Annotated in this window: 25 protein-coding genes and 3 pseudogenes; 6 read left to right on the top strand and 22 right to left on the bottom strand. The window is 58.7% G+C overall.

Annotation, left to right across the window (positions count from 1 at the left end):
* Positions 1 to 29 precede the first annotated feature (29 nt).
* From B5E41_RS29400 to nodB, 9 genes and pseudogenes are all read right to left on the bottom strand, one after another.
* Positions 30 to 1,090: pseudogene (locus B5E41_RS29400) on the bottom strand (IS3 family transposase).
* Between the two features lie 287 nt (positions 1,091 to 1,377).
* Positions 1,378 to 1,794 (bottom strand): cupin domain-containing protein, encoded by a 417-nt coding sequence (locus B5E41_RS29395; RefSeq protein WP_088397132.1) that lies wholly within the window; start codon positions 1,792 to 1,794, stop codon positions 1,378 to 1,380.
* A 205-nt stretch (positions 1,795 to 1,999) separates the two neighbouring features.
* Positions 2,000 to 2,788 carry an ABC transporter permease gene (locus B5E41_RS29390; protein WP_088397131.1) on the bottom strand — a complete coding sequence of 263 codons (789 nt, stop codon included), beginning with the start codon at positions 2,786 to 2,788 and terminating at the stop codon, positions 2,000 to 2,002.
* 3 nt (positions 2,789 to 2,791) lie between these two features.
* Positions 2,792 to 3,742, bottom strand: a complete 951-nt coding sequence (nodI, locus tag B5E41_RS29385) for a nodulation factor ABC transporter ATP-binding protein NodI (RefSeq protein WP_280950649.1) — start codon at positions 3,740 to 3,742, stop codon at positions 2,792 to 2,794.
* A gap of 66 nt (positions 3,743 to 3,808) precedes the next feature.
* Positions 3,809 to 4,110: pseudogene (locus B5E41_RS29380) on the bottom strand (carbamoyltransferase C-terminal domain-containing protein); the annotation flags it as partial.
* A 97-nt stretch (positions 4,111 to 4,207) separates the two neighbouring features.
* Positions 4,208 to 4,423, bottom strand: coding sequence for a carbamoyltransferase N-terminal domain-containing protein (locus tag B5E41_RS29375; protein ID WP_008536485.1), 216 nt, complete (start codon positions 4,421 to 4,423; stop codon positions 4,208 to 4,210).
* A 36-nt stretch (positions 4,424 to 4,459) separates the two neighbouring features.
* Positions 4,460 to 5,071: a nodulation methyltransferase NodS gene (nodS, locus tag B5E41_RS29370; RefSeq protein WP_088397129.1), complete on the bottom strand. Its 612-nt coding sequence runs from the start codon at positions 5,069 to 5,071 to the stop codon at positions 4,460 to 4,462.
* A 15-nt stretch (positions 5,072 to 5,086) separates the two neighbouring features.
* The gene (nodC, locus tag B5E41_RS29365) at positions 5,087 to 6,418 is read right to left on the bottom strand and encodes a chitooligosaccharide synthase NodC (protein WP_088397128.1); all 1,332 of its coding nucleotides are present in this window, start codon (positions 6,416 to 6,418) and stop codon (positions 5,087 to 5,089) included.
* A gap of 7 nt (positions 6,419 to 6,425) precedes the next feature.
* Entirely contained in the window at positions 6,426 to 7,085 is a 660-nt protein-coding gene (gene nodB / locus B5E41_RS29360) for a chitooligosaccharide deacetylase NodB (RefSeq protein ID WP_088397127.1), read from the bottom strand.
* 1,660 nt (positions 7,086 to 8,745) lie between these two features.
* Here nodB and B5E41_RS29355 point away from each other — a divergent pair.
* The 3 genes and pseudogenes from B5E41_RS29355 (at position 8,746) to B5E41_RS29345 (ending at position 10,609) form a co-directional block, all read left to right on the top strand.
* Positions 8,746 to 9,732: pseudogene (locus B5E41_RS29355) on the top strand (nodulation protein NodZ).
* A gap of 180 nt (positions 9,733 to 9,912) precedes the next feature.
* Entirely contained in the window at positions 9,913 to 10,191 is a 279-nt protein-coding gene (locus tag B5E41_RS29350; protein WP_245303182.1) for a hypothetical protein, read from the top strand.
* 214 nt (positions 10,192 to 10,405) lie between these two features.
* Positions 10,406 to 10,609, top strand: a complete 204-nt coding sequence (locus tag B5E41_RS29345) for a hypothetical protein (RefSeq protein ID WP_088397126.1) — start codon at positions 10,406 to 10,408, stop codon at positions 10,607 to 10,609.
* 272 nt (positions 10,610 to 10,881) lie between these two features.
* Here B5E41_RS29345 and B5E41_RS29340 read toward each other — a convergent pair whose 3' ends face one another.
* The 11 genes from B5E41_RS29340 to B5E41_RS32865 form a co-directional block, all read right to left on the bottom strand.
* Positions 10,882 to 11,547: a Crp/Fnr family transcriptional regulator gene (locus tag B5E41_RS29340; RefSeq protein ID WP_054185960.1), complete on the bottom strand. Its 666-nt coding sequence runs from the start codon at positions 11,545 to 11,547 to the stop codon at positions 10,882 to 10,884.
* Positions 11,548 to 11,578: 31 nt separating this feature from the next.
* Positions 11,579 to 11,737 (bottom strand): cbb3-type cytochrome oxidase assembly protein CcoS, encoded by a 159-nt coding sequence (gene ccoS / locus B5E41_RS29335; protein WP_004674425.1) that lies wholly within the window; start codon positions 11,735 to 11,737, stop codon positions 11,579 to 11,581.
* Entirely contained in the window at positions 11,734 to 14,019 is a 2,286-nt protein-coding gene (locus B5E41_RS29330; RefSeq protein ID WP_088397125.1) for a cation-translocating P-type ATPase, read from the bottom strand. The genes ccoS and B5E41_RS29330 overlap by 4 nt, the downstream gene beginning before the upstream one ends.
* Entirely contained in the window at positions 14,016 to 14,501 is a 486-nt protein-coding gene (locus tag B5E41_RS29325) for a FixH family protein (RefSeq protein ID WP_088397124.1), read from the bottom strand. The genes B5E41_RS29330 and B5E41_RS29325 overlap by 4 nt, the downstream gene beginning before the upstream one ends.
* Complete coding sequence (ccoG, locus tag B5E41_RS29320) at positions 14,498 to 16,060, bottom strand: cytochrome c oxidase accessory protein CcoG (protein ID WP_088397123.1); 1,563 nt, start codon at positions 16,058 to 16,060, stop codon at positions 14,498 to 14,500. The genes B5E41_RS29325 and ccoG overlap by 4 nt, the downstream gene beginning before the upstream one ends.
* A 167-nt stretch (positions 16,061 to 16,227) precedes the next feature.
* Positions 16,228 to 16,413, bottom strand: a complete 186-nt coding sequence (locus B5E41_RS29315; RefSeq protein WP_054185956.1) for a hypothetical protein — start codon at positions 16,411 to 16,413, stop codon at positions 16,228 to 16,230.
* Between the two features lie 11 nt (positions 16,414 to 16,424).
* On the bottom strand, positions 16,425 to 17,288 hold the full coding sequence (gene ccoP, locus B5E41_RS29310; RefSeq protein ID WP_088397122.1) for a cytochrome-c oxidase, cbb3-type subunit III: 864 nt from the start codon (positions 17,286 to 17,288) through the stop codon (positions 16,425 to 16,427).
* Between the two features lies 1 nt (position 17,289).
* A complete protein-coding gene (locus B5E41_RS29305) occupies positions 17,290 to 17,442 on the bottom strand; it encodes a cbb3-type cytochrome c oxidase subunit 3 (RefSeq protein ID WP_004674411.1) in 153 nt (50 codons plus the stop codon).
* 8 nt (positions 17,443 to 17,450) lie between these two features.
* Positions 17,451 to 18,185 (bottom strand): cytochrome-c oxidase, cbb3-type subunit II, encoded by a 735-nt coding sequence (gene ccoO / locus B5E41_RS29300; protein ID WP_007637025.1) that lies wholly within the window; start codon positions 18,183 to 18,185, stop codon positions 17,451 to 17,453.
* Positions 18,186 to 18,193: 8 nt separating this feature from the next.
* Complete coding sequence (ccoN, locus tag B5E41_RS29295; protein ID WP_088397121.1) at positions 18,194 to 19,816, bottom strand: cytochrome-c oxidase, cbb3-type subunit I; 1,623 nt, start codon at positions 19,814 to 19,816, stop codon at positions 18,194 to 18,196.
* 285 nt (positions 19,817 to 20,101) lie between these two features.
* Complete coding sequence (locus B5E41_RS32865) at positions 20,102 to 20,326, bottom strand: hypothetical protein (protein ID WP_176439519.1); 225 nt, start codon at positions 20,324 to 20,326, stop codon at positions 20,102 to 20,104.
* Between the two features lie 317 nt (positions 20,327 to 20,643).
* Here B5E41_RS32865 and B5E41_RS29285 point away from each other — a divergent pair, with 317 nt between their 5' ends.
* The gene (locus B5E41_RS29285) at positions 20,644 to 21,087 is read left to right on the top strand and encodes a pseudoazurin (RefSeq protein ID WP_007637029.1); all 444 of its coding nucleotides are present in this window, start codon (positions 20,644 to 20,646) and stop codon (positions 21,085 to 21,087) included.
* Positions 21,088 to 21,253: 166 nt separating this feature from the next.
* On the top strand, positions 21,254 to 21,460 hold the full coding sequence (locus B5E41_RS32515; protein ID WP_245303181.1) for a hypothetical protein: 207 nt from the start codon (positions 21,254 to 21,256) through the stop codon (positions 21,458 to 21,460).
* 599 nt (positions 21,461 to 22,059) lie between these two features.
* Here B5E41_RS32515 and hemN read toward each other — a convergent pair.
* The gene (gene hemN, locus B5E41_RS29270; protein ID WP_088397120.1) at positions 22,060 to 23,412 is read right to left on the bottom strand and encodes an oxygen-independent coproporphyrinogen III oxidase; all 1,353 of its coding nucleotides are present in this window, start codon (positions 23,410 to 23,412) and stop codon (positions 22,060 to 22,062) included.
* 336 nt (positions 23,413 to 23,748) lie between these two features.
* On the opposite strand from hemN, the gene B5E41_RS32860 reads away from it, so the two are divergent.
* Positions 23,749 to 23,880, top strand: a complete 132-nt coding sequence (locus tag B5E41_RS32860) for an NAD(P) transhydrogenase subunit alpha (RefSeq protein ID WP_088397119.1) — start codon at positions 23,749 to 23,751, stop codon at positions 23,878 to 23,880.
* Positions 23,881 to 24,132: 252 nt separating this feature from the next.
* Here the strand turns inward: B5E41_RS32860 and B5E41_RS29255 are convergent.
* Positions 24,133 to 24,419 (bottom strand): phasin (locus B5E41_RS29255; RefSeq protein ID WP_088397087.1); only part of this gene is annotated, 287 nt, incomplete at its 5' end.

The raw sequence follows: 24,419 nt of genomic DNA, 5'->3' as shown, positions 1-24,419 counted from the left end.
TGGAGTTGCCCCCAAAAGACCGGACATGCTCAGGTTTGAGATTGCGAGCTGATGAACTCGCGCGGCGATTGATATCCTAAAGCACTGTGTGGATGAAGATTGTTGTAATGCTCGAACCAGAATGGCAGTTGAGCGATGACGGTTTCAGCATCCGGGGTTGGATTGACCGAGACGTAGTCGCGCTTGAAGGTTTTGACGAACGCCTCCGCCATTCCGTTTGACTGTGGGCTTCGCACCGGTGTCGTGCACGGCTCCATGCCGATGTCGCGTAGCAAGGATGCGGTGTCCTTCGCGATGAAGCAGGAGCCGTTGTCGGTGAGCCATTCGATGGGCTCGGATAGCACGTTGATGCGGCCGAAACGGTTCTCGACAGCGGTGATCACGAGGTCCTGCACGTCTTCGCTCTTGATGCCCTGCGTGGTGGCGACATGGGCGATTGCCTCGCGGTCGCAGCAGTCGAGGGCGAAGGCGACGCGGACCTTCTCTTTGTTGTCACAGCCGATCTCGAAGCCGTCGGAGCACCATCTGACGTTCGAACGCTCGACGGCGACTTGGCCGTCGTGAAGGCGATCATCGACCGCTCCGGTATGACGCACCAGCAGCAGATTGTGCAGCTTCATCACCCGGTAGACGCGCTTGGCATTGGGCCACGAACGCCCATCTTTCCGGGCATTCCGACGCAGGATGGCATGGACACGCCGATAGCCGTAGGTGGGCATGTCGGCGATGATGGCCTTGATGTGCTCCACCAGTTCTCGATCCGGGAGTGGCGGGCGTCCTCTGGCTCTGGAAGGGGAGCTTGCGGCACGCGCGGCGATATTCGAGCGGGCGACACCTAGAGTTTCGCAGACGGTCTTCATTCCAGAACGACCTCCTCCTCGGCGGCCGTCGCCGTCAGTGCCCCTTGGGACGCCAGCTTGCGCCAGGCGAACAACTGGTTCGGCTGGATGCCATGCCGACGCGCGACGATGCTCACCGTCGCGTCCGCCTCATAGGTTTCGTGGATGATCGCGAGCTTCTCTGCCGTGCTCCAACGCCGCCGACGTTCCGGCCCGGCGAGGACTTCCATCTTAAAATTGCTGCTAGTCATATTACCAACATTCCTCCTACCCACTTAGCTAAGTGGCGGAGCATGTCCGGGCCTTTCGGGGGCTAATTCACCAAGCATGGAGGAACTGGACAGATGCTCTCCTACGCCCGCCGTTCAACCGACCAATGAAACAAGCTCCTCGACAGTTTTGTCGACAACGCAAGTCGAAGGTTCACGCAGCTCCAATCGACACTAGCAAGGAGCGGCAAACCAACCCCTAATATGGGACGGGTTCACCACATCCGAGCCGTGGCGCCAGATTGCCCTCCGGTGATACCTCAACGTCTTTATTTTTGCGGCAGAACATTCTCACTGCCCCTTTCCACCTGATCGATCACGAGCAGCTTTACCGGCTCGGTGCCGTTGTTCGCCCCTTTATGCCATATCCCCCAGGACTCGACGACAAAATCCCCTGCCGTGAAAATGCTTTCTTTCCCAGATTCTGTATTGGTGACCGTGATCTCCCCGGAAAGCACATAGCCATAGCGCTGATAGCGATGCTGATGAATTGGTAACGTCGCACCGGGCGCAATCTCATAAATCGAAGCGATGACCTCGACGTCCTTTCGTGGAACGATGATGGGCTGACCGGCAATCGTACGATCGGTCCTTAAGATAAGCGTAGCCGCGACCGCTTTGTTTTCGAACGCGTTCGCGGGACACGCCAGAGCAAAGAGCGCCGTGGCGATTGAGATGACCTTCATTTGCTTTTCTCCTGATGCACGCCGGATCTTCCTGAAGGGTGTTTGCTACCGAGTTCGGCCAGTTGCAGAGCGAAAACCTGCATCGTCTCACCGGCGCCGACACGGGTTCATTTGTTCCCAGACTATGATGACTATCTTCAGAGCTCTGCGGGTCTTTTCCAGACACTGCATCGCAATACCCCTCCTGGCGTGGTTGCGAGTAGCGTCAAGACATCAGGCGCCGACGCAACAGCGCTGCCGACAGGAAGAACGGCAAAATCGCGTAGATGCAAAGCGCGCCTATATGCAGGCCCATGCTGCTCGCGGGACGCCCAAGCATTGCCGGGCGTATGAGGTCGATCGCATGCCCTAGAGGCAAGAACTGCGCTACCTGCTGAAAGGTCGGGGGCAGTTGCGTGATTGGAAACACCGCGCCGCACAAGAACAGCATTGGTGTGAGGACGAGCGTCTGGTAAAAAATGAAATACTCGTAACTGGGCGCAAGTGCCGTGACTACCATCGCCAGGCTCGCGAATGCAAATCCAGTGAGCATGATAACTGGCAACACATAGAGGACTGACGGCCACGTCGCATAGCCTAGCACGGTGGCGACAATTATGATTCCCGTACCGGCAAGAAATGCCTTGCTCGCTGCCCATGCCAACTCACCCAGGATGATGTCCCCGAGTGTCATTTGTGTGTAGAGCATGGCTTCCCAGGTGCGTTGGGCGTGCATTCGCGTAAAAGCCGCGTAAATCGTCTCGAACGTCGCAGACGTCATCGCGCTTGTCGCCACCATGCCGCCCGCCAAGAACGCAACGTAGGTTGTGCCGTCAACGCGACCCACAATAATTCCGAGACCAAGGCCGAGGCCAAACAGGTAGATCATAGGATCGGCCAGACTTCCAACAATTGACGCAAGTGCTACTTTCTTCCATGCCAGATAGTTGCGTCGCCATATCGCAATCCAGTTAAAAGCGTTGGCGGGCAGAGCCGCGGCACAACCTTCACCCATCGTTCACTTCTCCATCTCGCGCCCGGTCAACCGCAAAAACACATCCTCAAGATTCGGCGGACGCTGCAGAATACGCAAGCCCGCGCGCTCCCGTAACCGCACACGCACCTGCTCCGGGTCGGACACATAGCAAAAAAGGGTCTCGCCGCTAATTTCGATGCGATCGGCATATGGCCCGACCAGCGATTCCAATTCATGCGGATCGCCGCCGTAGATCTCAATGACTTCGCACCCGATCAGTTCATCGATCAGGTCATGCGGACGCCCTTCGGCAATGCTGCGACCTCTTTCGAGTACGCAGAGTCGATCGCATAACCGTTCGGCCTCTTCCATGAAATGGGTGGTCAAGATGATCGTTTTGCCGCGCGTAAGCAGGGAACGCAGGCGCTCCCAGATCAGGTGGCGCGCGTGTGGGTCGAGACCGGTGGTCGGCTCGTCCATGACAAGTAGCTGCGGGTCATTGATCAACGCACGCGCTAGCGTCAGGCGCCGCTTCATGCCGCCTGAAAGTTCAGACACACGCGCATTCACCTTGCTCTCTAGGCGTGCAAACTCAAGGAGCGACGGCATGACCGCTTCAACTCTGCGTGTATTCATGCCGAAGTAGCGGCCGTAGACCAGCAGATTCTCGCGCACAGTGAATTCGGGCTCAAGGTTGTCGAATTGCGGCACCACGCCGATACCCTGGCGCGCCAAACGAGCCTGGGCAGGTACCGGCACGCCGAGCACAGTAATCTTCCCCGCATCAGGGGATGTCATGCCAAGGATCATACGTGCGATCGTGCTCTTGCCCGCGCCGTTCGGTCCAAGCAGCCCGAAGCATTCCCCCGGGGAAACACGGAACGATAGCGCGTTGACCACGGCCTTGTCGCCATATGTCTTGCTTACGTCGGAAAAATCTATTGCGGGCATGAACATGCCCTCATCTGACCGTCGGGCGCCGTTGACTGGCATTTCTTCGGTTGGGTGGGTTCTTCCTGGTCTATCGCACCGTATGTGTTCATTGCGTCCTCATTAAAGGGCTGCAGCAGCATCCGGGAAAACGCCTCGTCCGTGGTAATTGGCAATCGTGTTGCAGAGCAGCCGAATGTCCCTGAGCTTTTTATATTCGACGAGTACCTCGGCGACTTCGTGGAGAGAGTGCCTGGAATGGTCTGCAATCGTGCAGATTCATCGAGATGGACAACAGCCGGAATTCTCTCCTGGCGTCCCATCCGCGTCTGATGCTTAAACAACATATCGCAATCCGGAGTTCGAGGGCTGACTATATAAGGCGCACGGTCCACCAGGCAGATCGGCGCCACGAGGCGGAGCCACGGGCGCGGGGGCCGCGCGGCACGTATCACGAGGATAAGTCTTGTAAGGAAATGCCCTGTCATTGGAACGAGTCCGGAGCCCTCGGCGGATTCGAGAGAACTTTCAGCATTGCATCCCAGCCATCGATGATGATTTGATCAATAACGCGTGGATCCGCACCGTGTTGCGCCAAGCGGCGCCAATCGCGTCGAGATTGTCGACAGTTTCATATCGCGGGTTGTTGCCCCGCTTCTCCTGCTCGACGCAGAAGGCGAGCCACCCACCCTCGACAAGCGCGTCCGCTCCGTCACGGGTCAATTTAATACCACAGACGCGCATAGTGTCTCCATGTCTGAACGTCGAGGGTTGGGGCCGTTAGGAGGCCGGATTTCGGAAACAGGCGAGTAAGCAATCTTCGTTGACCGACTCACCCCGACACTCAAGCCGCTCTACCTCGAGCAAAGTTTCGTTCAGCATGCCGAGGACCGTCTCAGCACCAGCAACGTGGCCCCAGCGACGACAATTGGCGTCGCGCGCCGATCCGAAAACCAGATATCCATCTGGCGCAAGCATCCGCACTAAATTCCGAACAGCCCCTCTCATCTCGGCTATTCCTCCGATGTAGTAGAGCACTTCCGCCACAACGATCAGATCAAACCTCTCGTCAGGTGAAAACTGTTGAACATCAGAGACTATCCAGCTGATGTGCGGAGAATCCCTCATGCGTCGACGCGATCTTTCTATAGCGTGAGGCACAACATCGATCACGGTGAGCCGTTTGCAGTGGGGGGCTAGCTGCACCGTAAATGCGCCGGCAGCGCATCCCACTTCGAGCGCATTTGAGATGGATCCCTGGGCAAGCGCCAAGCGGAGCATTTGCGTGTGACGCTCACGCTCGAATGGATTGGCGTCGAGTCCCCATGGATCGGGTGCAGCCAGTTCCCGATTCAGCAATTGATAATTGTCGCTCTGTGTCAACTCGTTCACCTCGGTAAATAGATCTTACTCGTCGCTGCACATGCAGTCAGACTTCGTTCGCGCGGCAGGATCGCGGGCGGGGTTGAGCCTTCGAGGCGCTGTCGCATGTCCAGAACATTCTGTAGTGTGCGCATCAGTCGCAGGATGTTGATTCGAGTTGCCAGCAGAGCTGCGCGACAGCCAGTCGCTATTGCTCAGCGTGCACAACGCGTAGGCTTTCAAGGGAAGTAGCAGAAAAATATTGATGAATGCATGCAGAGAGAACCCGAGGAACCGTAGTTGGCGGGCCCGAAGCGCGACAACGCTGCAGTGGATCATCGTCATGGCCACAATCATCAGGGCTGCCAACCAAGGCACGGTGCCCGTCAATGCAAGCTGTGCGAGCCCCGTCAGCACCGATAGTGCCAGAAGCAGCGGTCCGAGGTTCTGTCCGACAACGTCGAGCGTAAGGAAGCGATTGAGGTTGGGCAGCAGGCGCAGCCCAAGCAACGTGTCCCGGTACGTGCTCCGCGCCCAGCGTAGTTGTTGGCGCAGATACGGTCCTAGCTTGTTCGGAACGACTGTCGCTGCGATGGCGCTCGGCACGTACTCCGTTCGAAAGCCTGCCTTCAGCATGAGAATGGTGAGATGCCGATCCTCACCGAAATCGCTTGGCTTTCCCCGAAAATACTGTGATTCGTACTGGTCAAGCAGCGAAGCGAGCGCAGAGCGACGGTAGATAGCACATGGACCGCAGCAGCACATAACGGCTCCGAAGCGAGCTTGTGCCGCACGCTCCTCGTTGCAAGCCAGCCAGTACTCCATATCGATCAAACGGGTCAGCCAACTATCGTTTCGGTTGCGGGCCGTCAACTGTCCCATGGCCGCGCCGACAGCCGGATCTTGCATTTTAGGCACGAGTTTCCTGATGACGTCAGATGCGAGGATCGTGTCGGAGTCGACGTTTAACACCATATCTCCAGCAGAGCGGCGTATCGCGGCGATCTGTGCCTTCCGTTTACCGACATTCTGGGGAAGCAGGAGAATATTGAATCTGGGGTCTCGTGCGAAGGCCTCGTGCACAGGTCGCAAAGCCTCGCGATTTTCGGAACCGTCATCAACTAGGTAAACCTGCAGCCTTCCCCCGTATTCCTGACCCGCAATAGAAGCCAGGCACTCCGAAAGCGTGCGGGGATCCTCGTTGAAGCTTGGCACGATGACATCTACGCTGGGCAGCTCGTCAAAGCCGTCCAAGCCCTGGGACGCCAATGAAACATCGGTCGGCAGAGAATAAACGGCCTGCATGCTTTTATAAGCAGTCGAGAGAAGTGTATAAAGCGAGACGGCGACAGTGCTGGTTGTATCAAGCATATCCATCGGATCTTCAGAACTCCCGAGTAAGCGAGCGGAATACAAAGCCGCGATCATGTAAAGCTGGAATTATCCTAGATAACGCCATAATAGTCTGGTGGCGCAGACTGCGGTCAGTTCCTTGCTGCATTTCACTGGAGGGACAACCGTCGTGCAAGAGCACGATTGACCCCGGTCGGACAGACTGCAGCACATCATTGACAATGGCGTCGGCCCCGGGAAGAGACCAGTCTCGTGGATCTACCGACCAGTGCACGGCAGTGAGTTCCGCATTCGCCGAAGCCTTGAGCACTTCTTCGGTCCAGATGCCGTAAGGAGCCCGGATGTGCCGCACCACCGCCTGAGGCGCCGCCATTTTTATGGCTCTGTTTGTCTCGAGTATCTGACGTTGCACCTCGTCGGGTTCGCAGTCAGACAGGTCTGGATGCGTCATTGTGTGGTTGGCGACTTCATGCCCCTCTGCAATCATTCGCTGGATCAATTTCGATTGATCGGCCAGGAACTCGCCGATGACGAAGAATGTTGCCGGCACCCGGTGTTCAGCCAGAATATCGAGAATCTCCGGTGTACAAAATGGATGCGGACCGTCGTCGAACGTCAAATAAACGCTGTTACGACCAGTGCCGTCATCGCGCTCACCGTGCACTTCGCACGAGCAATCGAGGTGCGTCATTGTTCTCGTCCTTTCCGGTAAATTATCCTGGTGTGCCATTCGGAGACCGGCCGCCCCAAGGGTAGGATGATGACGCCGCGCGTGGACGCAGGTCGAAACGCGCGCGGGGCAGCGTGTAGCGTACGCCGTTTTCCAAAATAGCGGTCACCAGACCGCCTCGTCTGAATCTGTCAATACCGCGGCTCGTTGCGGACTGCACCGAGTGCGAATGTAAATTCGAGCGATAGATGATCCCTCGACATGCTCGGAGTTGCGATTCCTTTTCCGCAACGGTTCCCAACGCACGTTAAAGCGCATGCAAAGGCCTCATAATTTTTGCCGATTTGCCAAAGCGTCCGATCTTGCGATGAAAGTGACGATTGGTGGTGAATCCCCGAGCTGTCGACGATCGCAAGGTGATGCAATGGGCTGATCGAACGCTTATGTAAGCATCGCATTCCAAAGCCACACATTTGACCCCTCTACACCACTGGCGCGCCATCGACGACTTGATTTCCGTCAAGATGCCCGTCTAATGGATGACGCCATTCAATTCGTAAAATCGATTGTTTGGATGACACCCATCCACGCCATAGATAAAATTTTGCCTCCACGGGTTCCTGCTAACGGACCGAGCCTGTTGTCGTGGCTGGCGCGGGACTTGCGTCGTCGCTCCCTTGAAGAACTTATCATGGCTCGGCATTGGCGGCTTTCTAACCTGCTCTGGGTAAAGCTCTTGAGCAGATTGAAACCTTCCGGAAGCCTGAAAGCGCCGGATAGAATTGCTCGGCTATGGCTGTCAAACGACTCGAGGAACTTGTCTCACTTGCCGAATTGAAGAACTGACCCCATCGGTTTGCGGTTTCGTTAGATCCGAGCGCTGGCCCCAATCTTCCGCAGATGGGCGGAGCGTCGCTTTTGGCTAAGCGATAACTGTCGCCCGGATGGTGACCACCGTCGAGAGGTGAAAGCAGGCGGTCCAATAATGCTGTGACGACCACACGACTATTTGATTGGATCAGGATCGAGCCGTTGTCGTAGCGCGGGACACCATTTGGAAGACACCCGGGCGCGATTGGCCTCCAAGTGCAGGTAACCGAGCTCGTCTGCATCAACAACCTGGGCCGCGGCACGACATCGACTGCTTGTCCAGCGAGCCGCAGTTGTGAGACTTCGCCAGCATCGCCGCCACGGTGGCAGCTGTGACGATGGCAGTGGTGCCCACAGTTATCCATGAAGCGGATGGCGATTATCCAAACAATCGATTTACGGATTCCCCGGGATGCTCCAGAAGACGCATGAAATGACGAGATCAGGTACCGGGAAAGGACGGGAATTGGCTATATCGGCGCCATCCTCGATGAATCGGCGAAGCGCGCCAACATGAGCCGTACCGCAACATACGTCATCGCCCATTTGCACGGAAGCTCCGGCCTCTCGCTCCGACCCAAGTGCGATGCCGATGGGTCGGATCGGGTGCGAGATAAAAGACTGAACGATGACGGAGGGATATGCGGCGGCTTGAACGCCCGGACTGAAAAGGCGTATGGCGCCGCAACTTCCAGTCTGGCAGAAAATCGTAAATCTGTGAGACGAAGGGTCATGCATAAAAATTGGCGAGAATCACGATCGCTGATGCAGGTCCGAATTGATATGCAGAATTTCAGCAGATTTTAAGCCGATGCGCTTTTCCAGAACGAGGCAAAGAACATGCTCGCTGAAGAGGGATCGGTATGTTGTTTCTCGACGGCGGACTGGTTTCGGTGATTGTCTGTGGTCGCTGGCGGCAGCTTGGCGCTATGCACAGCGAACGGGGCGGACGCTGGCCATCGGTTGGCGTGGCTCCTGCTATCTCAATCAACCCTTCACGAACGCTTTTACGGTGTTCTTCGAGCCGATTCAAGATATTGCTGGCGTTCGGGTTATTTGCGATGACCAGATCAACCAGCTCTCATTTCCGGGACCGTTCTTCCCATCATGGTGGAACAAGCCCACAATCGAGAGCGTTTACCGCCCCGATGAACAAATTTTCCCGGAACGGGACGAACTGACCGAGCTTCTTCAAGCCCAGGACGATACTGATACCAACAGGGTAGTTTGTGATGCCTGTTTAATGTGGCGGTGCGACCAAGCTGCCGAACGCCAGATATTTCAGAGCCTCAAACCTTAGACCTGAAATTCAGGCTCGTATTCACACCATCTATCAGGAGCACTTCAAGGGGCGCAGTATCATCGGTGTGCACGTACGGCACGGCAATGACGAAGATATAATGGACTATACGCCCTACTGGGCCGATCCGGAGTTCGCCTTACGAGAAGGCCAAAGCGCTACCGCATCGACGCCCTGGTTTTCTTGTGTACGGACAGCGCGCAGGTACGGGACCATTTACTGGGTGTGTTTCCCGATCTAATCACTATCCCGAAATGCTTCCAGGCGGCACAGGCCGGGCTATTACACAGTGCATCGCTGGGAGCGGACGGCGGTATCTCTGCTCTTACAGAGATGTACCTTCTCGCCCGATGCGATACGGTAATTCGCTTTCCGCGGACCAGCGCCTTCACGCGCTATGCTCGTCTCTTCGTGTCACGTGTTATTGAGTTCGACTTGAAAGATCCGACTCGCTTGATCTTGACTGACGAGTCGTCCGAGCATGAGCTGGCTTTATGAACCGGCACTCCGCTGAACAAATTCTCGGCGCCCTCGCAGGATTGACGAGAGGTCTTCACTGGATCGTAATGTGGGCGCAGCACGCGACGAGACAAGGCGGGGGCGCATTCTCTCCTAGCGTCTCGCGCGTCCAAAGGCTTGCCGGATCATTGTTGTGAGGGTAGCTATTGGGCGCCTTCGGTGAATGGAAACGGCACCGCGCGCTCGACCCGCATCATTGGCATAGCAAGCTCGCACGTCGGCGATTCCGATCGGACGAGGACATTCGCGCGCCGCAGCCTCGTCGGCGCCTTTGCCGCCGCCCTGCCTGATGCGAGGGCCTTCGTCGGGCTTGGTCGACAGATCGCCATCAAGCTGATGTTCGTGCTCTATGCGGTCGTGGGCGTGGCCGGTGCCGTTGTTTATTCCCGCATTCCGACACGTCTGGCAAACCGCGCGAAGAAGCCGCCGCCGCGCTAGGTCCTTAGCGCGCATCGTCCTTGCAACTCGCAGCTCAACTCACGACGCATTCGCAGGCGTGATCGGCTGCGAAAGACAGAAGATGCACTGTTGTAGTCTCCGGCTCCCGCCGCTGCTTGCATGACGGCTTGCGCCAGTCGTTGACAAAACTCAATTGGCCAGCCACCATTCCCGTTGCCCGGCCATTTGTAATGATTAAGTCTGAGGTGGTGCCATGCCTCCCATGATCAGGTTCATGCTCACGCGTTTGGCGACGGGGTTCGCAATTGGATCCGCCGTGGGCTTCTTCGTTTGGCAAAATGGATTTGCCGCGGCAGGCACGCTTGAGAATTATCTCGCGCAGGGCCTGTTCATCTACCTCTTCGCAAGCACCATCAGCATGGGTTATCTCGCGACGGCCCTGCTCCTCGAAGAATAACGCCGGACGCTCTCCGTCGCATGTTGGTGCTCGTTGCGCCCGTTCGTCTGCACTTCCCTATTAAGCCCGCCAGTCCGACGGTATCCGCATGTGTTCAGCGCCACCGTTGATGCGGACAAGGCCTGAAGCAAGCGATGAAGACAGTCGAGATGACAAGAACAATCCCGATGAGCATGACGTCCTGGTACATTTTGCGCCTGGCCATAACGGAGCAAGCGATCGCCACATTGACGGCGGTCGAATTCCGGCGCGGTTATCGCCCTGCCCCGAGGTCAGCACGCCTTCCGCAGCAGATCGACGCTGTCGACCACGACGACCCTGCCTCTGACTTCGACCCCTGCAGGACCGAGGGCAGCGAAAGCCCGCGAAAGGGCTTCGGGCGCAACCCCGAGTTTGCCGGCCAGAATTCTCTTCCGGTAAGGCAGGCGAAAGGTGGCCTGCGATGCTGAGGCCGGGCAGCGGCTGACGAGGTAATTCGCAACACGCTGTGCAGCCGTGTGCAGCCGGTCTCCCGCTATGCAATCCATGGCACCGAGCAGATGCTGGGTTATGATGCGCATCACATTGCGATGCATGATCGGATAGCGGTCGGCGAGCACCCGCAACTCCACAAGGTCGAACAACGCGACCTCTGCGCCGTCGGCGGACCATGCGCTGTAGGTGTAGGAGCCGCCTCCCGACAGGAGATATTCACCGAACGTCTCGCCCGGTTCGCAGATGCAGATATCTGCCTGGCGCCCCGCGGATTCCGACTTCGAAAGTCGCACGAAGCCGCGCATCACGCAATAGACGAACGACGCCTGCTGGCCCTCGGCGATGATCCGCTCGTCCGGTGCGAAGATCTGGAACTGAGCCGTGTCGGCCAGTTCTTCTATCCTTGCTTTGTCCAGGCCGTGAAACAGGTCAGATCGCAAAAGTATGGGATGTCTCGATAGCATCGATCTTCCTTTCGTTTCGGCCGTGAGCGGTTCAAGGTCTTTTGCAATCGGTTTCGTCCTCGACGAGGATTCGCCAAGCTGCTCCTTCAAGGTCGTCGTACTGGCGGCTCGTCAGCGACCAGAGGAACGCCAGGAGACCCATTCCCCCCATCAGCAGTGCGATCGGCATCAGATAGATCAGCATGTTCATGTGGTTTCAACTTCCGCACTTCCCCCGGCAAGCGGCTCGCTCCGTAGGCCGGGGCGCCTGCCGAAGGCATTTAATCGCAGCGCATTCGTCACGACGATGATCGACGAAGTCGACATGGCCACCGCCGCTATCAGCGGCGTTGCCAGGCCGGCGATTGCGATCGGCACCGCAAGCACGTTGTAACCGATGGCGAGAGCAAAGTTCTGGCGAATGAGGCTGGCGGATCTTCGCGCAACGGCAATTGCTTCAGGAACGGCATCGAGACGATCGTTGAAGAAGATAAGGTCAGCGGCTTGCCTGCCGACGTCGGATGCGGTTGCGGGCGCCATCGAGACCTGCGCGGCGGCCAGCGCCGGTGCGTCGTTGATCCCGTCGCCGACCATGAGCACGCGATAGCCCTCGGCGCCCAGCCTCTGGAGTTCCTCGACCTTCAGTTTCGGCGCCAGGTCGCCCAGAGCTTTGCCGATACCAAGAGCCCGCGCTGTGTTGTCGACGACGGCCTGCCTGTCGCCGGATAATATCAGCGTTTCGATACCGGCTGCAGCGAGCTGGCGGAAAGCCTCGGCGGCGCCCGGACGAAGCGTGTCGTCAAACAGGAAACGGGCGAGATCAACGCCGTTTTTCGACAGGACCACCTCCGAAAACGGACTGTCGCCTGCGGGCGTGAGCCCGGTTCCGCAGGCAAAGGCCCGGTTGCCGAGCCGATAGAAGTCCGCTCCTTTCCAGGCTTCCAGCCCCCCGCCGGCGATTTCCGTGACCCTGTCGAAGGCGAAGGGGTAAGAGATCTCTATGTCCCGCACCAGACCCTGGGAAAGCGGATGCCGGGAATGCGCCGCCATTGCGCAGGCGATGGCGCTATTGCGCCCGTCGATCGCGTCGGCTCGGACGAGGCGGGGCCGGCCCATCGTCAGGGTGCCGGTCTTGTCGAAGGCCACGATGTCCGCGTCGGCCAGTCTTTCGAGCGCCGAACCGTCCTTCACCATGATGCCCCTGCGGAAAAGTTCGCCGGCGGCGACCACCTGGACCACCGGTACAGCAAGGCCCAATGCGCAGGGGCATGTGATGATCAGCACCGCGACCGCGACCAGCATGGCCTGTTTCCAATCGCCGCCAAGCAAGCCCCAGGCGAGAAAGGAGGCCGACGCCAACAGGTGCACGGCGGGAGAATAAAGTGCTGCGGCGCGATCGGCAACCCGGCGATAACGAGCCCTGCCGCCCTCGGCCGCTTCCATCAGGCCGATGATCTCGGAAAGAAGCGAATCCCTTGCCACTTTGGTCGCCCGCAGGACGAGCGAACCGGTCAGGTTCATCGCACCCGAATTCACCGCGCTGCCTGCGGCGACGGCGACCGGGCTGCTTTCGCCGGTGACGATGGAGAGGTCGACGTCGCTCTTGCCGCTGACGATCATGCCGTCGAGGGGGATGCGTTCGCCGGCCGCAATCGAGATCTCGTCTCCAACTGCGATCTCTTCGACCGCAACATAGCGCCGCGACCCGTCCGCCATTATCAGCAGCGCACCGCGCGGCGTTAGTCTGACAAGCCCATTGATTGCAGCGCGCGCCTTTTCCCGCATGACATGATCGAGCGTTCTACCGATCAGCAGGAAGAACAGCAGGGACACCGATGCGTCGAACCAGACATGCTCGCCATGGTGCACGGTTTCCCACAGGGAGACTGCATAGGATAGCGTCACGGCAAGCGAGATCGGAACATCCATGTTGGTGCGCCCGCTTTTCACCGCGTTCCACGCCGATTTGAAGAAGAGGCGTCCCGCATAAACCAGCGCAGGCGCCGCGATCATCGCCGAGATCCAGTGAAACATGTCGCGCGTGGCCGCATCGGCGCCCGACCATACCGACACCGAGAGCATCATGATGTTGGCGGCCGCAAAGCCGGAAACTCCAATCGCCAGCAGTAGCTGGTTCCGGATCCTGTCGGTTGCGAGTGCTGTCGACGTGATGAGATGGGCGCGGTATCCGGCCAAAGTGATCGCGGCGAGGATTTCGGAGGGATCGGTCGCCTTCGCCTCGATCTCCTCCTGATAGACGCAGCTGACACGTCTGGCGGTGAGATTGACCCGGGCTTTCCTGACGAACGCAAGCGCCGACAGTGCTTTTTCGATGGTCAATATGCAGCCGCCACAGTGGACGTCGGGCACGCTGAGGTCGACCTGGCGTAATCCAGCCCCGAGCGGGTGGCTGGCAAGGCGTACCTCCCCGGCGCTGGCAGATGTCGCGCTGAGGGCGAGAACGCTTTCCGCATCCATCGAACAGCAGGTCATTGGCGGAACTCCGCGGTGTCGAAGCGTTTGGCCTCATGCATGACGACCGCCCCATTCATTCTCGATATGGCCTCGACGATCCAGTCGCCGGCGAAAACCTGGTGATCAGCTTCGAACCGCCCTTCGCCCGTCTTCCGGAGCGTCAAGCGGAAATCCTCATGATCGCCGACGGGCCGTTTGAAGTTCAGCGTGACATCATCGATCATCGCAGGCGTGCCGGCCTTGTCGTGGATGTCGTAACGGATTTGGCTGCCCTTAACGACGAGCGCGCCCTCGACGCCGGAGGCGGCCATTGCCTTCATCGCTGCCGCCCTGGCGTTGAATTCCTGGCTGGCCACATAGGTGTTTTCCACGACGATGCCACTCCAGCTGGATGCAGCATAGAAGGCCATGGTGGCGTTGACGGCGATCACCACGGCGAAGAATGCCGAGGTGGCAAGCAGCACGTGCAAGCCGGTAAAGCCTCGAGTAGAAGTCTTCATTTCACGTCTCCCGGCGCGTTGAAGGCCGCGCGATAGGTCGCCCGGTCGGCTTGACCTATATCTTCGATGACGAAGAGGAATTCGTTGATCTCTGCCCCGTCGGGGGCGCGCGTGACGAAGACCTTGAGCGTCGTGGCCGCGTCGGGTACGACGTGAGCGGTGAAGCTGCGGACATCCTGCCTGCCGAACTCGGGAATGCGCATTGTGCCCCCCCCCAGCCCGACGAGGGTGATGGTCACGTCCCGCGGCTTCGGCACCATGTTGAGGACACGCAGCGTGTAGCCGTTTCGGATGGAGCCGTCGCTTTCCAGAACATATTGAGGGTTCCGGTCGTGGACGACGTTGAGCCCGAGCCGAGCGCGGAAGGCGAGATGGACGACCATGGCGATGCCGATCAATGCCCAGACGACACCGTAGAAGACGATTCTTCGGCGGAAGATGATGCGCCAGTCGAAATTCCGGACAGCCGGAATGAAGCTTCCGTCGTCGTTTCGGACATTGGAGGGCTGGATGGCTGTCCGTCCTCCGTCAGTAGCAAGCGACATATTGCTCGAATATTCGTTGAGCGTCGCATAGGCGATCAGGCCGTGTGGCTTTCCGAGCTTGTCCATGACGCCGCCACAGGCATCGATGCAGAGGGCGCATGTGATGCATTCCATCTGCTGGCCGTCGCGAATGTCGATCCCCATCGGGCAGACGGCGACGCAGGCATTGCAGTCCACGCAATCGCCCACCGGCAGACCCTGAGCCTTCTTGGCATGGCGCGACCGCTGCTCGCCCCGCCAGTCGTTGTAGGTGACAACAAGCGAATTCTCATCCAGCATCGCGCCCTGAATGCGCGGCCACGGACACATATAGGTGCATGTCTGTTCGCGCATGAGGCCGCCAAGCACATAGGTCGTCGCGGTCAGGGTGGCGATCGTGGCATACGCAGCGGCAGGAGCGCTGCCGTCAAACAGTGAGGCCGCCAGGCTCGGCGCGTCGGCAAAATAGAAGATCCACGCTCCGCCCGTGGCGACGGCGATCAGTAGCCAGATCGCGTGCTTGATCACCCGCTTCCTGAGCTTGTCGAAAGTGAAGGGGTCGGCATCGAGCTTCATCCGAGCGTTTCGGTCGCCTTCGACAGCGCCTTCGACGACGAGAAAGAGATCGACCCAGACGGTCTGCGGACAGGCATAGCCACACCAGGCGCGGCCGACAGCGGCGGTGAGGAGAAAGAGGCCGAAGCCCGCCATGACGAGCAGGCCCGCCACATAGTAGAATTCCTGCGGCCAGATCTCGATGAAGAAAATGAAGAAGCGCCGCGAGGCGAGGTCGACGAGGATTGCCTGATTGGGCGCATAGGGACCGCGATCCCAGCGAATCCACGGCGCGAGGTAATAGGTGCCAAGCGTGAGCAGCATCAAGACCCATTTGAACCGGCGAAATGGCCCTTCGGCGCGTTTCGGAAAGATCTTCTTGCGCGGCGCATAGAGAGGCTGGCGGTTGCGCCGGGCGTTGACGGGTTCGACGCAAACGCGGTCAATGTCATTTAGATTGGAGCGGGTATAGAGATTCATAGGACCTGTCCGATTTTCACCACTCTTTTCCCAGCCGTGGCGCATCTGTTCCTTGATGCAGATCAAGAACGACCGTGCAGAAGCGAAAAGGCCACGCCCCAGAGTAAGGGCGTGGCCGGAGGACAGCGGCGGAGAAACCGCTGGGACGTCCTCCACAGGAGCTGAAACTATCGGCTCGTCTGCATGTGGTCTTTGAGGCAGATCAAACTCACCATCGAATTGCCGATCTTTGCCGGGTCGTCCTGCTCCGAAGACGCAGGCATCTGTTGGGCGCGCGCTGAGACACGCGATCGGATAACAGCACGCGGCGTGCCGTAGAGACGGAGGATCGGATTGCGGTCGTGGGCTGTCATGTCTTTTCTCCTTACGTGCCGCCCCCGAGCGCATGAACGAAAATGGTAAGCTCGTTGACCGTTGTGTCCCCCAGGCGCGCTGCCCAGGCAGGCATGACGCCATGTTTGGGAGAGGCAACCTGACGAAGAATGGCGTCTTCACCCCGCGACTTCAGCCAGATTGCATCGGCGAGATCCGGCGCACCCATTTCCGCCTTTCCTTTGGCGTCCTCGCCGTGACATGGGGCGCAATTGTCGAAGAAAACCTGTTTTCCGGCCGCCGCCAGACCGACATCCGAGGGCGTATTGGTCAGCCCCCAGACATAGGCGGCGACCTGCTTCATCTGGATGGGCTCCAGAACACCGGCAAAGGGCGGCATTTCGGAGGAATGGCTATCCGTATCGCCGTCGAAGCGGATGCCATGAGCGATCGTGGTCTGGATGGCATTCAGATCCCCGCCCCACAGCCAGTCGTCGTCGTTGAGATTCGGAAACCCCGGACCGCCGCTCGCTCCCGATCCATGGCAGGGCGCGCAGTTCACCTTGAAAGCGGATGCGCCGCCAGCGATCGCGAATTCACGAAGAGCAGGATCCGCGGCGATCTCCTCCACTGTCTTGGCAGCGATCAGATTATGGAACTTCGTCTGCGATGACTTAGCGAGATTGAGGTCCTGCTGCAGCTCGGCGCGCGTTGAATAACCGAGATAGCCGTTAGTGGCGGAAGTGATCATCGGGATGGCCGGGTAAGCGATGGCGTAGCCGATCGCCCAGAGGATCGTCACGTAGAAGGTCCAGATCCACCAGCGCGGCATGGGATTGTTGAGCTCTTGGATGCCGTCCCATTCATGACCCGTCGTTTCGACGCCGCTCAGTTCATCGATATGCTTTTCCGACATCTCAATCGTCCTTCAAGGGAATATCGGCGGCATCTTTCGCCGTTTGCTTGCTACCTGGGCGAAGGGTGAGCATGACCGCGCCGACGAAGAATGCCGCCATTGCCAGGAGGCCCCAGCTGTCGGAGAAGTGTCTCATTGCAGTGTAAGTTTCCATGGATCACCTCACCGGTAGCCGGTCGCGTCGTCATAGGTCGAGAAATCAACCAGCGTTCCGAGCATCTGCAGGTAGGACACCAGCGCGTCCATCTCGGTCAGCCGGGTTGGATCGCCGTCGAGATCGCCGACATTCGCATTTGGGTAGCGCTTGAGTAGGGCCGCCGCGTCCGCGTTCGGATCGGCCTGGGCTCTCATGTCGGCCTCGGCATTCGCCAGCATGTCGTCGCTGTAAGGCACGCCCACGTCCTCATTGGCCTTGAGGTCCTCTCCGACACTCCTGACCGTCACCTCCTTCTCTTCTAGGAAGGCGTAGCTCGGCATGATTGATTCCGGCACCACGGCCCGCGGATTTGCGAGATGCTGGACGTGCCATTCGTTCGAGTAACGCCCCCCGACGCGGGCCAGATCTGGCCCTGTCCGCTTGGATCCCCATTGGAACGGGTGGTCGTACATCGATTCCGCTGCGAGCGAATAATGGCCGTAACGCTCGACCTCATCACGGAACGGCCGGATCATCTGGCTGTGGCAGAGATAACAGCCTTCACGGATGTAGATGTTCCGTCCGGCGAGCTCTAGCGGCGTGTAGGGCCGCATCCCTGCCACTTTTTCGATAGTGTTCTGCAGGTAGAACAGCGGGGCGATTTCAACGATGCCGCCAATGCTGACGACCAGCAGCGAGCCGACCAGAAGAAGCGTCGCGTTCTTCTCGAGGGTCTTATGTTTATCAAGTAACGATGCCATGTCTCACCTCACTCGGCAGGCTGTGCCTGGGGCACCAAACTGGTCGGCATTGGGGCTTCGTCGCGCAGGTGGCCTCGGAGCGTCATGAACACATTCCAGGCCATGACGAGGCCACCGGCCAGGTAGAGTGCTCCGCCGACGGCACGCAGCACGTAATAGGGGATCATCGCCGCGACCGTTTCAGCGAAGGAATAGACGAGGAAGCCCTGGTAATTGTATTCTCGCCACATCAGCCCCTGCTGGATGCCCGCGACCCAGAGCACCGCGGCGTAGATCGCAATCCCGAGCGTCGCAAGCCAGAAGTGCCAGTTGACCATCCGCAGGCTGTAGAGGCGCTTGCGCCCCCACAGTTTCGGCGTCAGGTAGTATATCGCCCCGAAGGTGATCATACCCACCCAGCCAAGTGCTCCGGAATGCACGTGACCGATCGTCCATTCGGTATAGTGACTGAGCGAATTGACCGCCTTGATCGACATCATCGGGCCTTCGAAGGTCGACATCCCATAAAATGCGATGGCGACGATCATCATCCGGATGATCGGGTCGGTGCGAATTTTGTCCCAGGCGCCCGAAAGGGTCATTAAACCGTTGATCATGCCGCCCCAGGAGGGCATCCAAAGCATGACGGAGAAGACCATTCCGAGCGTCTGCGCCCAGTCAGGCAGCGCCGTGTAATGCAGATGATGCGGGCCGGCCCAGATATACATGAAGATCAGGGCCCAGAAGTGGATGATCGACAGCCGGTAGGAATAAACCGGGCGGTTGGCCTGCTTCGGCACGAAATAGTACATCATGCCCAGGAAGCCGGCGGTGAGGAAGAAGCCGACGGCGTTGTGGCCGTACCACCATTGGGTGAGTGCATCCTGGACGCCGGAGAAGAGAGAATAACTCTTGGAGCCGAGGAACGAAGCAGGAACAGCGAGGTTGTTGACCACATGCAGCATCGCAATGGTGACTATGAAGCTGAGATAGAACCAGTTTGCCACGTAAATATGCGGCTCTCTGCGCTTCAGGATCGTTCCGAGATAGACGGCCAGATAGGCGACCCAGACGATGGTAAGCCACAGGTCGACGTACCATTCAGGCTCGGCATATTCGCGCGCCTGATTGATGCCGATCACGTAGCCGGTCGCGGCCATCACGATGAACAGCTGGTAGCCCCAGAAGACGAACCAGGCGAGTGTTCCTCCGAAGAGACGCGCGCGACAGGTGCGTTGCACCACATAGAAGGATGTCATGATCAGCGCGTTGCCGCCGAAGGCGAAGATCACCGCCGACGTGTGAACCGGTCGCAATCTTCCGAAATTCAAATAGGGCGCGATGTTGAGGTCGGGAAAGGCGAGCTGCAGCGCGATGATCACGCCGACGAGGAAGCCGATGACGCCCCAGAACACCGTGGCGATCAGGCCGTAGCGGATTACCTCATCGCAATAGCCCGTAAGGTCTGTTTTGCGCTGTTGGCCCGTCGGCGAAAACTCTGCGTTTTTAACAAGCAGCAGCGTTCCCACAACCAGGCAGAGGCAAAGTATACCCATATGGACTGCAAAGAGATGATCGTGCGCGAATGCCGCTGCGAGCAGCGCCAGAAACGCTGCGACCGCGACCACCATCGTTTCTGTCGTGTAATTCATGATGTCGTCCCCAGTGCGCAGACGACCGCCTCGCGGCCGGCTTTCTCGGATTTCTTGGCAGGACTGTCACGAAGACGGGAACGGCTCCTTGATCTACATCAACAAGCGGACTGGAAGCGGTGGACGAACGGACGTTGTTACACTCTGTTACAAACTTTCCCCTTTTGGCACCGCCCGCTATTCCCATGTGACGCAGCTGCTTTCTACCGCACCCACTGCCACCAAGGGGCTATGAAGATGCTGTGCAGAACACCACGCGTTCGTCGAGAAGACGTTAAAAGCTCTTCATGCCGGCCAATCCCTCTCGTCGCTTTTCGTAGGCTCGGAGGCGGAAGCCGTCGCGGCCGGTAAGGCGATTTGGTGGGAGGGTGATAAGCTAACCATCTCGTCCAGGTGGAAGAAGGTGTCGTGCGCCTGCTTCGTTTCATCGGCGAAGATCATCGCGTGATAATCGCTCTTCACTTCGCCGACGATCTCAACGGCGCGTCGTTTTCGGAGGATTCCTGTCAAAGGGTCAACTTCCACACACGCGACACCGGGGGATCGACATTAATGCCCTCGCGAACTCCCGCCGCGATATGAGCTCAGTCGCGGCAATCCCAAGCTGGTTCAGCAGCGCCGACGTTCGCCGAGCGTGCTTGTCCTCCGGTGATTCCTACATCGCTTGCAGGCTGCCATGTCCCTCGCAAGGGCGCTGTGCAAGCAGGCAAAAATTGGGATCTTCTGCCTTTTATTCCCGAATTTGACGGGCATCAAAGAACCCAAATCCGGCATCTGCTAAAAACATTCATGAGGCTGATTGGGTCTCGCAGAACAGGAGCTTGCAAATGCGGTTAAAATTCAGTCCGATCGCTGCAGCAGCAGCCTTGATTGTCTCGGCAGCGCCGTTGATGGCGGCCGACCATCAGGTTCGGATGCTCAACAAAGGCACGGAAGGCGCGATGGTGTTCGAGCCCGGCTTCCTGAAGATCGCCCCCGGCGACACCGTCACCTTCATCCCCACCGACAAGGGCCACAACGTCGAAACCTTCAAAGGCCTCATTCCGGATGGCGTTGCGGAATATAAGTCAAAGCCGAACGAGCAATATCGGGCGAAGTTTGATGTTCCAGGCGTCTATGTCCTGAAATGCACCCCACATTCCGGCATGGGCATGGTTGCCTTGATCCAGGTGGGCGACAGCCCGGCCAATCTCGAAGCGATCAAGACTGCAAAGGTGCCGAACATGGTGCGTAAGCGGCTCGATGCCGACCTCACACACATCACCCAGTGATAAACGGCAGGTGCGGATGGCCGCGCAGCCCATGAAGATGGCGTTCGCGGGGGCTTTCTGCCTCTCAGGAGCAACTGATGCTCCCGTGAGCATCGAGCAGAGCCAGGCGCGTCAGGCAAGGCGTCCAGGCAGTGGTTAGCGTCGGACACGGTTGTCGGCAAAGCCAATGCCGAAACTTGGCTGGATCGTCGAGAACGTCAATGCGGCCTGTGAAAAGAGCTATGATCTGCACGGCAGACCTGCGAAGAAACGCGTGGGCGAGATCACTGGCCCGGCGGCAACCTCGCTGACGACGAATATAACGAGGTCGTTTTTTGCGGCAGTCGCGAAGGAGATGCCAGCCGAAATCCGCGGTTTTGTTCCGGTCGTCTAGGAATTGCACGGAAGGCGCCGTCGAACGTTTGATCGAAATCCCGCGGCAGGCAAGTCGTGCTACAATTACGAGACCCCTGCCCTCGTCCTTCGACGTGCTCGAACAACCGCTTTCGTGAGCGGGCGAGAGCCGTCGACCATGTGGCGCTCGGTAGCTCACCTCGCGACAAGGCTCCTTCAGGCGCCTGAGCGGCCGCCATAATCGCGATGGGCACATTTCTGCGGACCGGCGCTTGCCGACGCCACCTGAAAGGTTCGACGTCAGTCGCCAACGATATCCTAGACCGCGGCCTGCCGAGATCGAGCTGTATTTCAATGAGCCGAAAAGCTCGACGGTAACGACCTCGACGTCCAGGCGGTGATACGGGCGCGCGCCCATCTGCTTGCGACAGGGCGCCCGATGACCGTATTTGTGAGTGCGCCCGCCCTGATTCACACGAACTTGCGACGTCGATCCTCGTCGACGTGCGGTTGTCGACGGGACTCCTGGGAAGATAACCGCAGGGTCCTCGATCGAGAAACGGGAACTCGATGTCTTCTCGCGCGGCCTTTGATGCGTTTCGTGTCGCCGGAACCGATGCAAACTTCCGGCGACATGCATTAGGCTGCCTTGCTGTGCGTGTGCCCGTGCGAGCCAAAATAGGCGTCGAATGCTGCCGCGACTGCACGGACCATAAAGCGCGCCTCCTCGCATACGACAATCCGTTCACCGCTGATCGTCACGACGCCGTCGGCCATGAGCTCGCCGAGACGGTCGTTGCCCTCGACAAGGAAGCCGGTGTCGAAACCCGACCCGCTGCTCAACTGGCCGAGATCGGCTTCGAAATCGCACATCAGCCTCTCGATGACTCTCGCCCGAAGCTTGTCCTCCTCGCTGAGAAGATATCCCTTGGCGGTCGGCAGCACCCCGAAGGCAATCCGCTCGGCATAGAGGCCGAGAGGCACGTGGTTCTGCATATAGCCGGCCGGCAGCCGCCCGATCGCAGATGCGCCGAGGCCGATCAGGCTATCGCAATCATCCGTGGTATAGCCCTGGAAGTTTCTCCTCAGCGCTCTGTTGCGCGCGGCGAGTGCCAATTGATCGTCCGGCAGTGCAAAATGATCGAGCCCAATGCGCTGATATCCGGCGTTCTGCAGCTCCTCGGCGATCACTTCCGCCTGCTCGTTCCGCTGTTTTGCGTCCGGCAGCGATGCTTCGTCGATCAGGCGCTGATGTTTCTTGAAAGCGGGTATGTGAGCGTAACCGAAAACGGCGAAACGTTCGGGACGCAGTTCTGCAGCCAGCCGGACCGTTTCGATGGAAGATTGGACGGTCTGTTTCGGAAGGCCATAAATCAGGTCGAAGTTGATGCTGCTGACGCCTGCTGAGCGCAACCCGGCGACCGCCCTTTCCGTCTGCTCAAAGGATTGCAGCCGCTTGATACCGGCCTGCACGATCGGATCGAAGCTCTGGACGCCGAGGCTTGCGCGGTCGATACCGTTTTCGCCGAGCGCGTCGATCATGGGGGCGACCAATGTGCGAGGGTCGATCTCGACTGCGACGCCGGCTGTCGCTTCGAATGTAAAGGCGCTCCTGAGCTTTGCCATTAGAGCCGAAAATTCCTGCGGCTTCATCACCGACGGCGTGCCGCCGCCGAAATGCACGTACTTGACGGGCACGTCGTTTCCGGCCGCAAAGGAGACAAGCTCGATCTCCTCCTTCATCACGTCGAGATAGTCGGCGACCGGAGCGTCTTGCCGGGTGATGGTTGTGTGGCAGCCGCAGTACCAGCATATCGAACGGCAGAACGGGACGTGGAGATAAACCGAAACCGGGCCAGCCGCGGCGATATGGGCGAGGTTGCCGACATATTCATCCGGCCCCACGGCAGCTGAAAAAGCCGCCGCCGTCGGGTAGCTCGTATAACGCGGAACCCGCGCATCGCCGTATTTGGCGATCAGATCATCGGACATTTTCGCATCCCTTCTCAAAACAGGATGCTTTATGACCTCCGGCCGCGCCGGCTTCATTGTCCCAAATCAATGATGACGTCTCAGGCCAGACTCAGCCCGATCTTTGTCCGCTGTGAAAGTCAGCACTTTCGAACCCGCCTAACATCTCGTTCTGACATGGGTCGAGCCGCGGTCCCGTCTGTTCGAAGAGACGTGGCACAAGGAAACGAGCAAGAATGACTGATACCGGGTGAAACAACTCAAATTGATGTCCGCGTGGTGTCGCCGGTCGAGCCGCATCCCACCGTCTCGGCACGCTCTATGCGCTGGCCCCCGGCGATATTTTGCTGATCGCCAGTGGAAACTGGTGCCGGTCTAACGGCGGAAATCTCGAACGAAGCCTACCGAAATGCGGAAGTCGTGGTCGTTCCAAGTCCACAGGCCCTCGCCGCGGCCGCCGACGTGATCGTCAAGGTGCGCTCCGACTAATGAGGTCGCCCTGCTGTCGCCTGAAAAGACGCTGATCTCTTTCATCTATCCCGTAGCCAACAACGAGTTGCTCGAGCGGGCTCTGCATTCGGGCGCGAATATAAGCGCCATAGACATCCCGCGCATCAGCCGTGCACAGAAGATGGATGGGAAAGATCGGGAGCTACCGAGCGGTCATCGAAGCGAGTGCGAACTTCAGGTGTTTCTTCACCGGGCAAATCACCGCGCGGTTTTTCCAGGCTCTCCTCAGTTTTACGTCGCCTTGAGGTCCGTCAGCACCTTGTCAAAAGCATCCTTGACCGGCTTTGAGATTTCCTCCACCGTCCTGCTTGCGAGTACCCGGAATTCCTTGGCGTGCTGCAAACTTGTCTCAACCCGCTTGCGCAGGAAGGTCGACTGCAGTTCGAGGACCTGCGACGGCGAATTTGCGCTAAGCAAAGCTTGCAGATGCGAGAAGCCGGCCTCGGCGTCGGCCTGCAGTGCAGCGATCGTCTTCCACGACAATTCGTTGCCGAACAGACTTGTCGTTTCGAGGATCG

This window comes from Rhizobium esperanzae (assembly GCF_002204185.1).
Classification (GTDB): Bacteria; Pseudomonadota; Alphaproteobacteria; order Rhizobiales; family Rhizobiaceae; genus Rhizobium; species Rhizobium esperanzae.
This window is presented reverse-complemented; position numbering and strand designations above follow the sequence as displayed.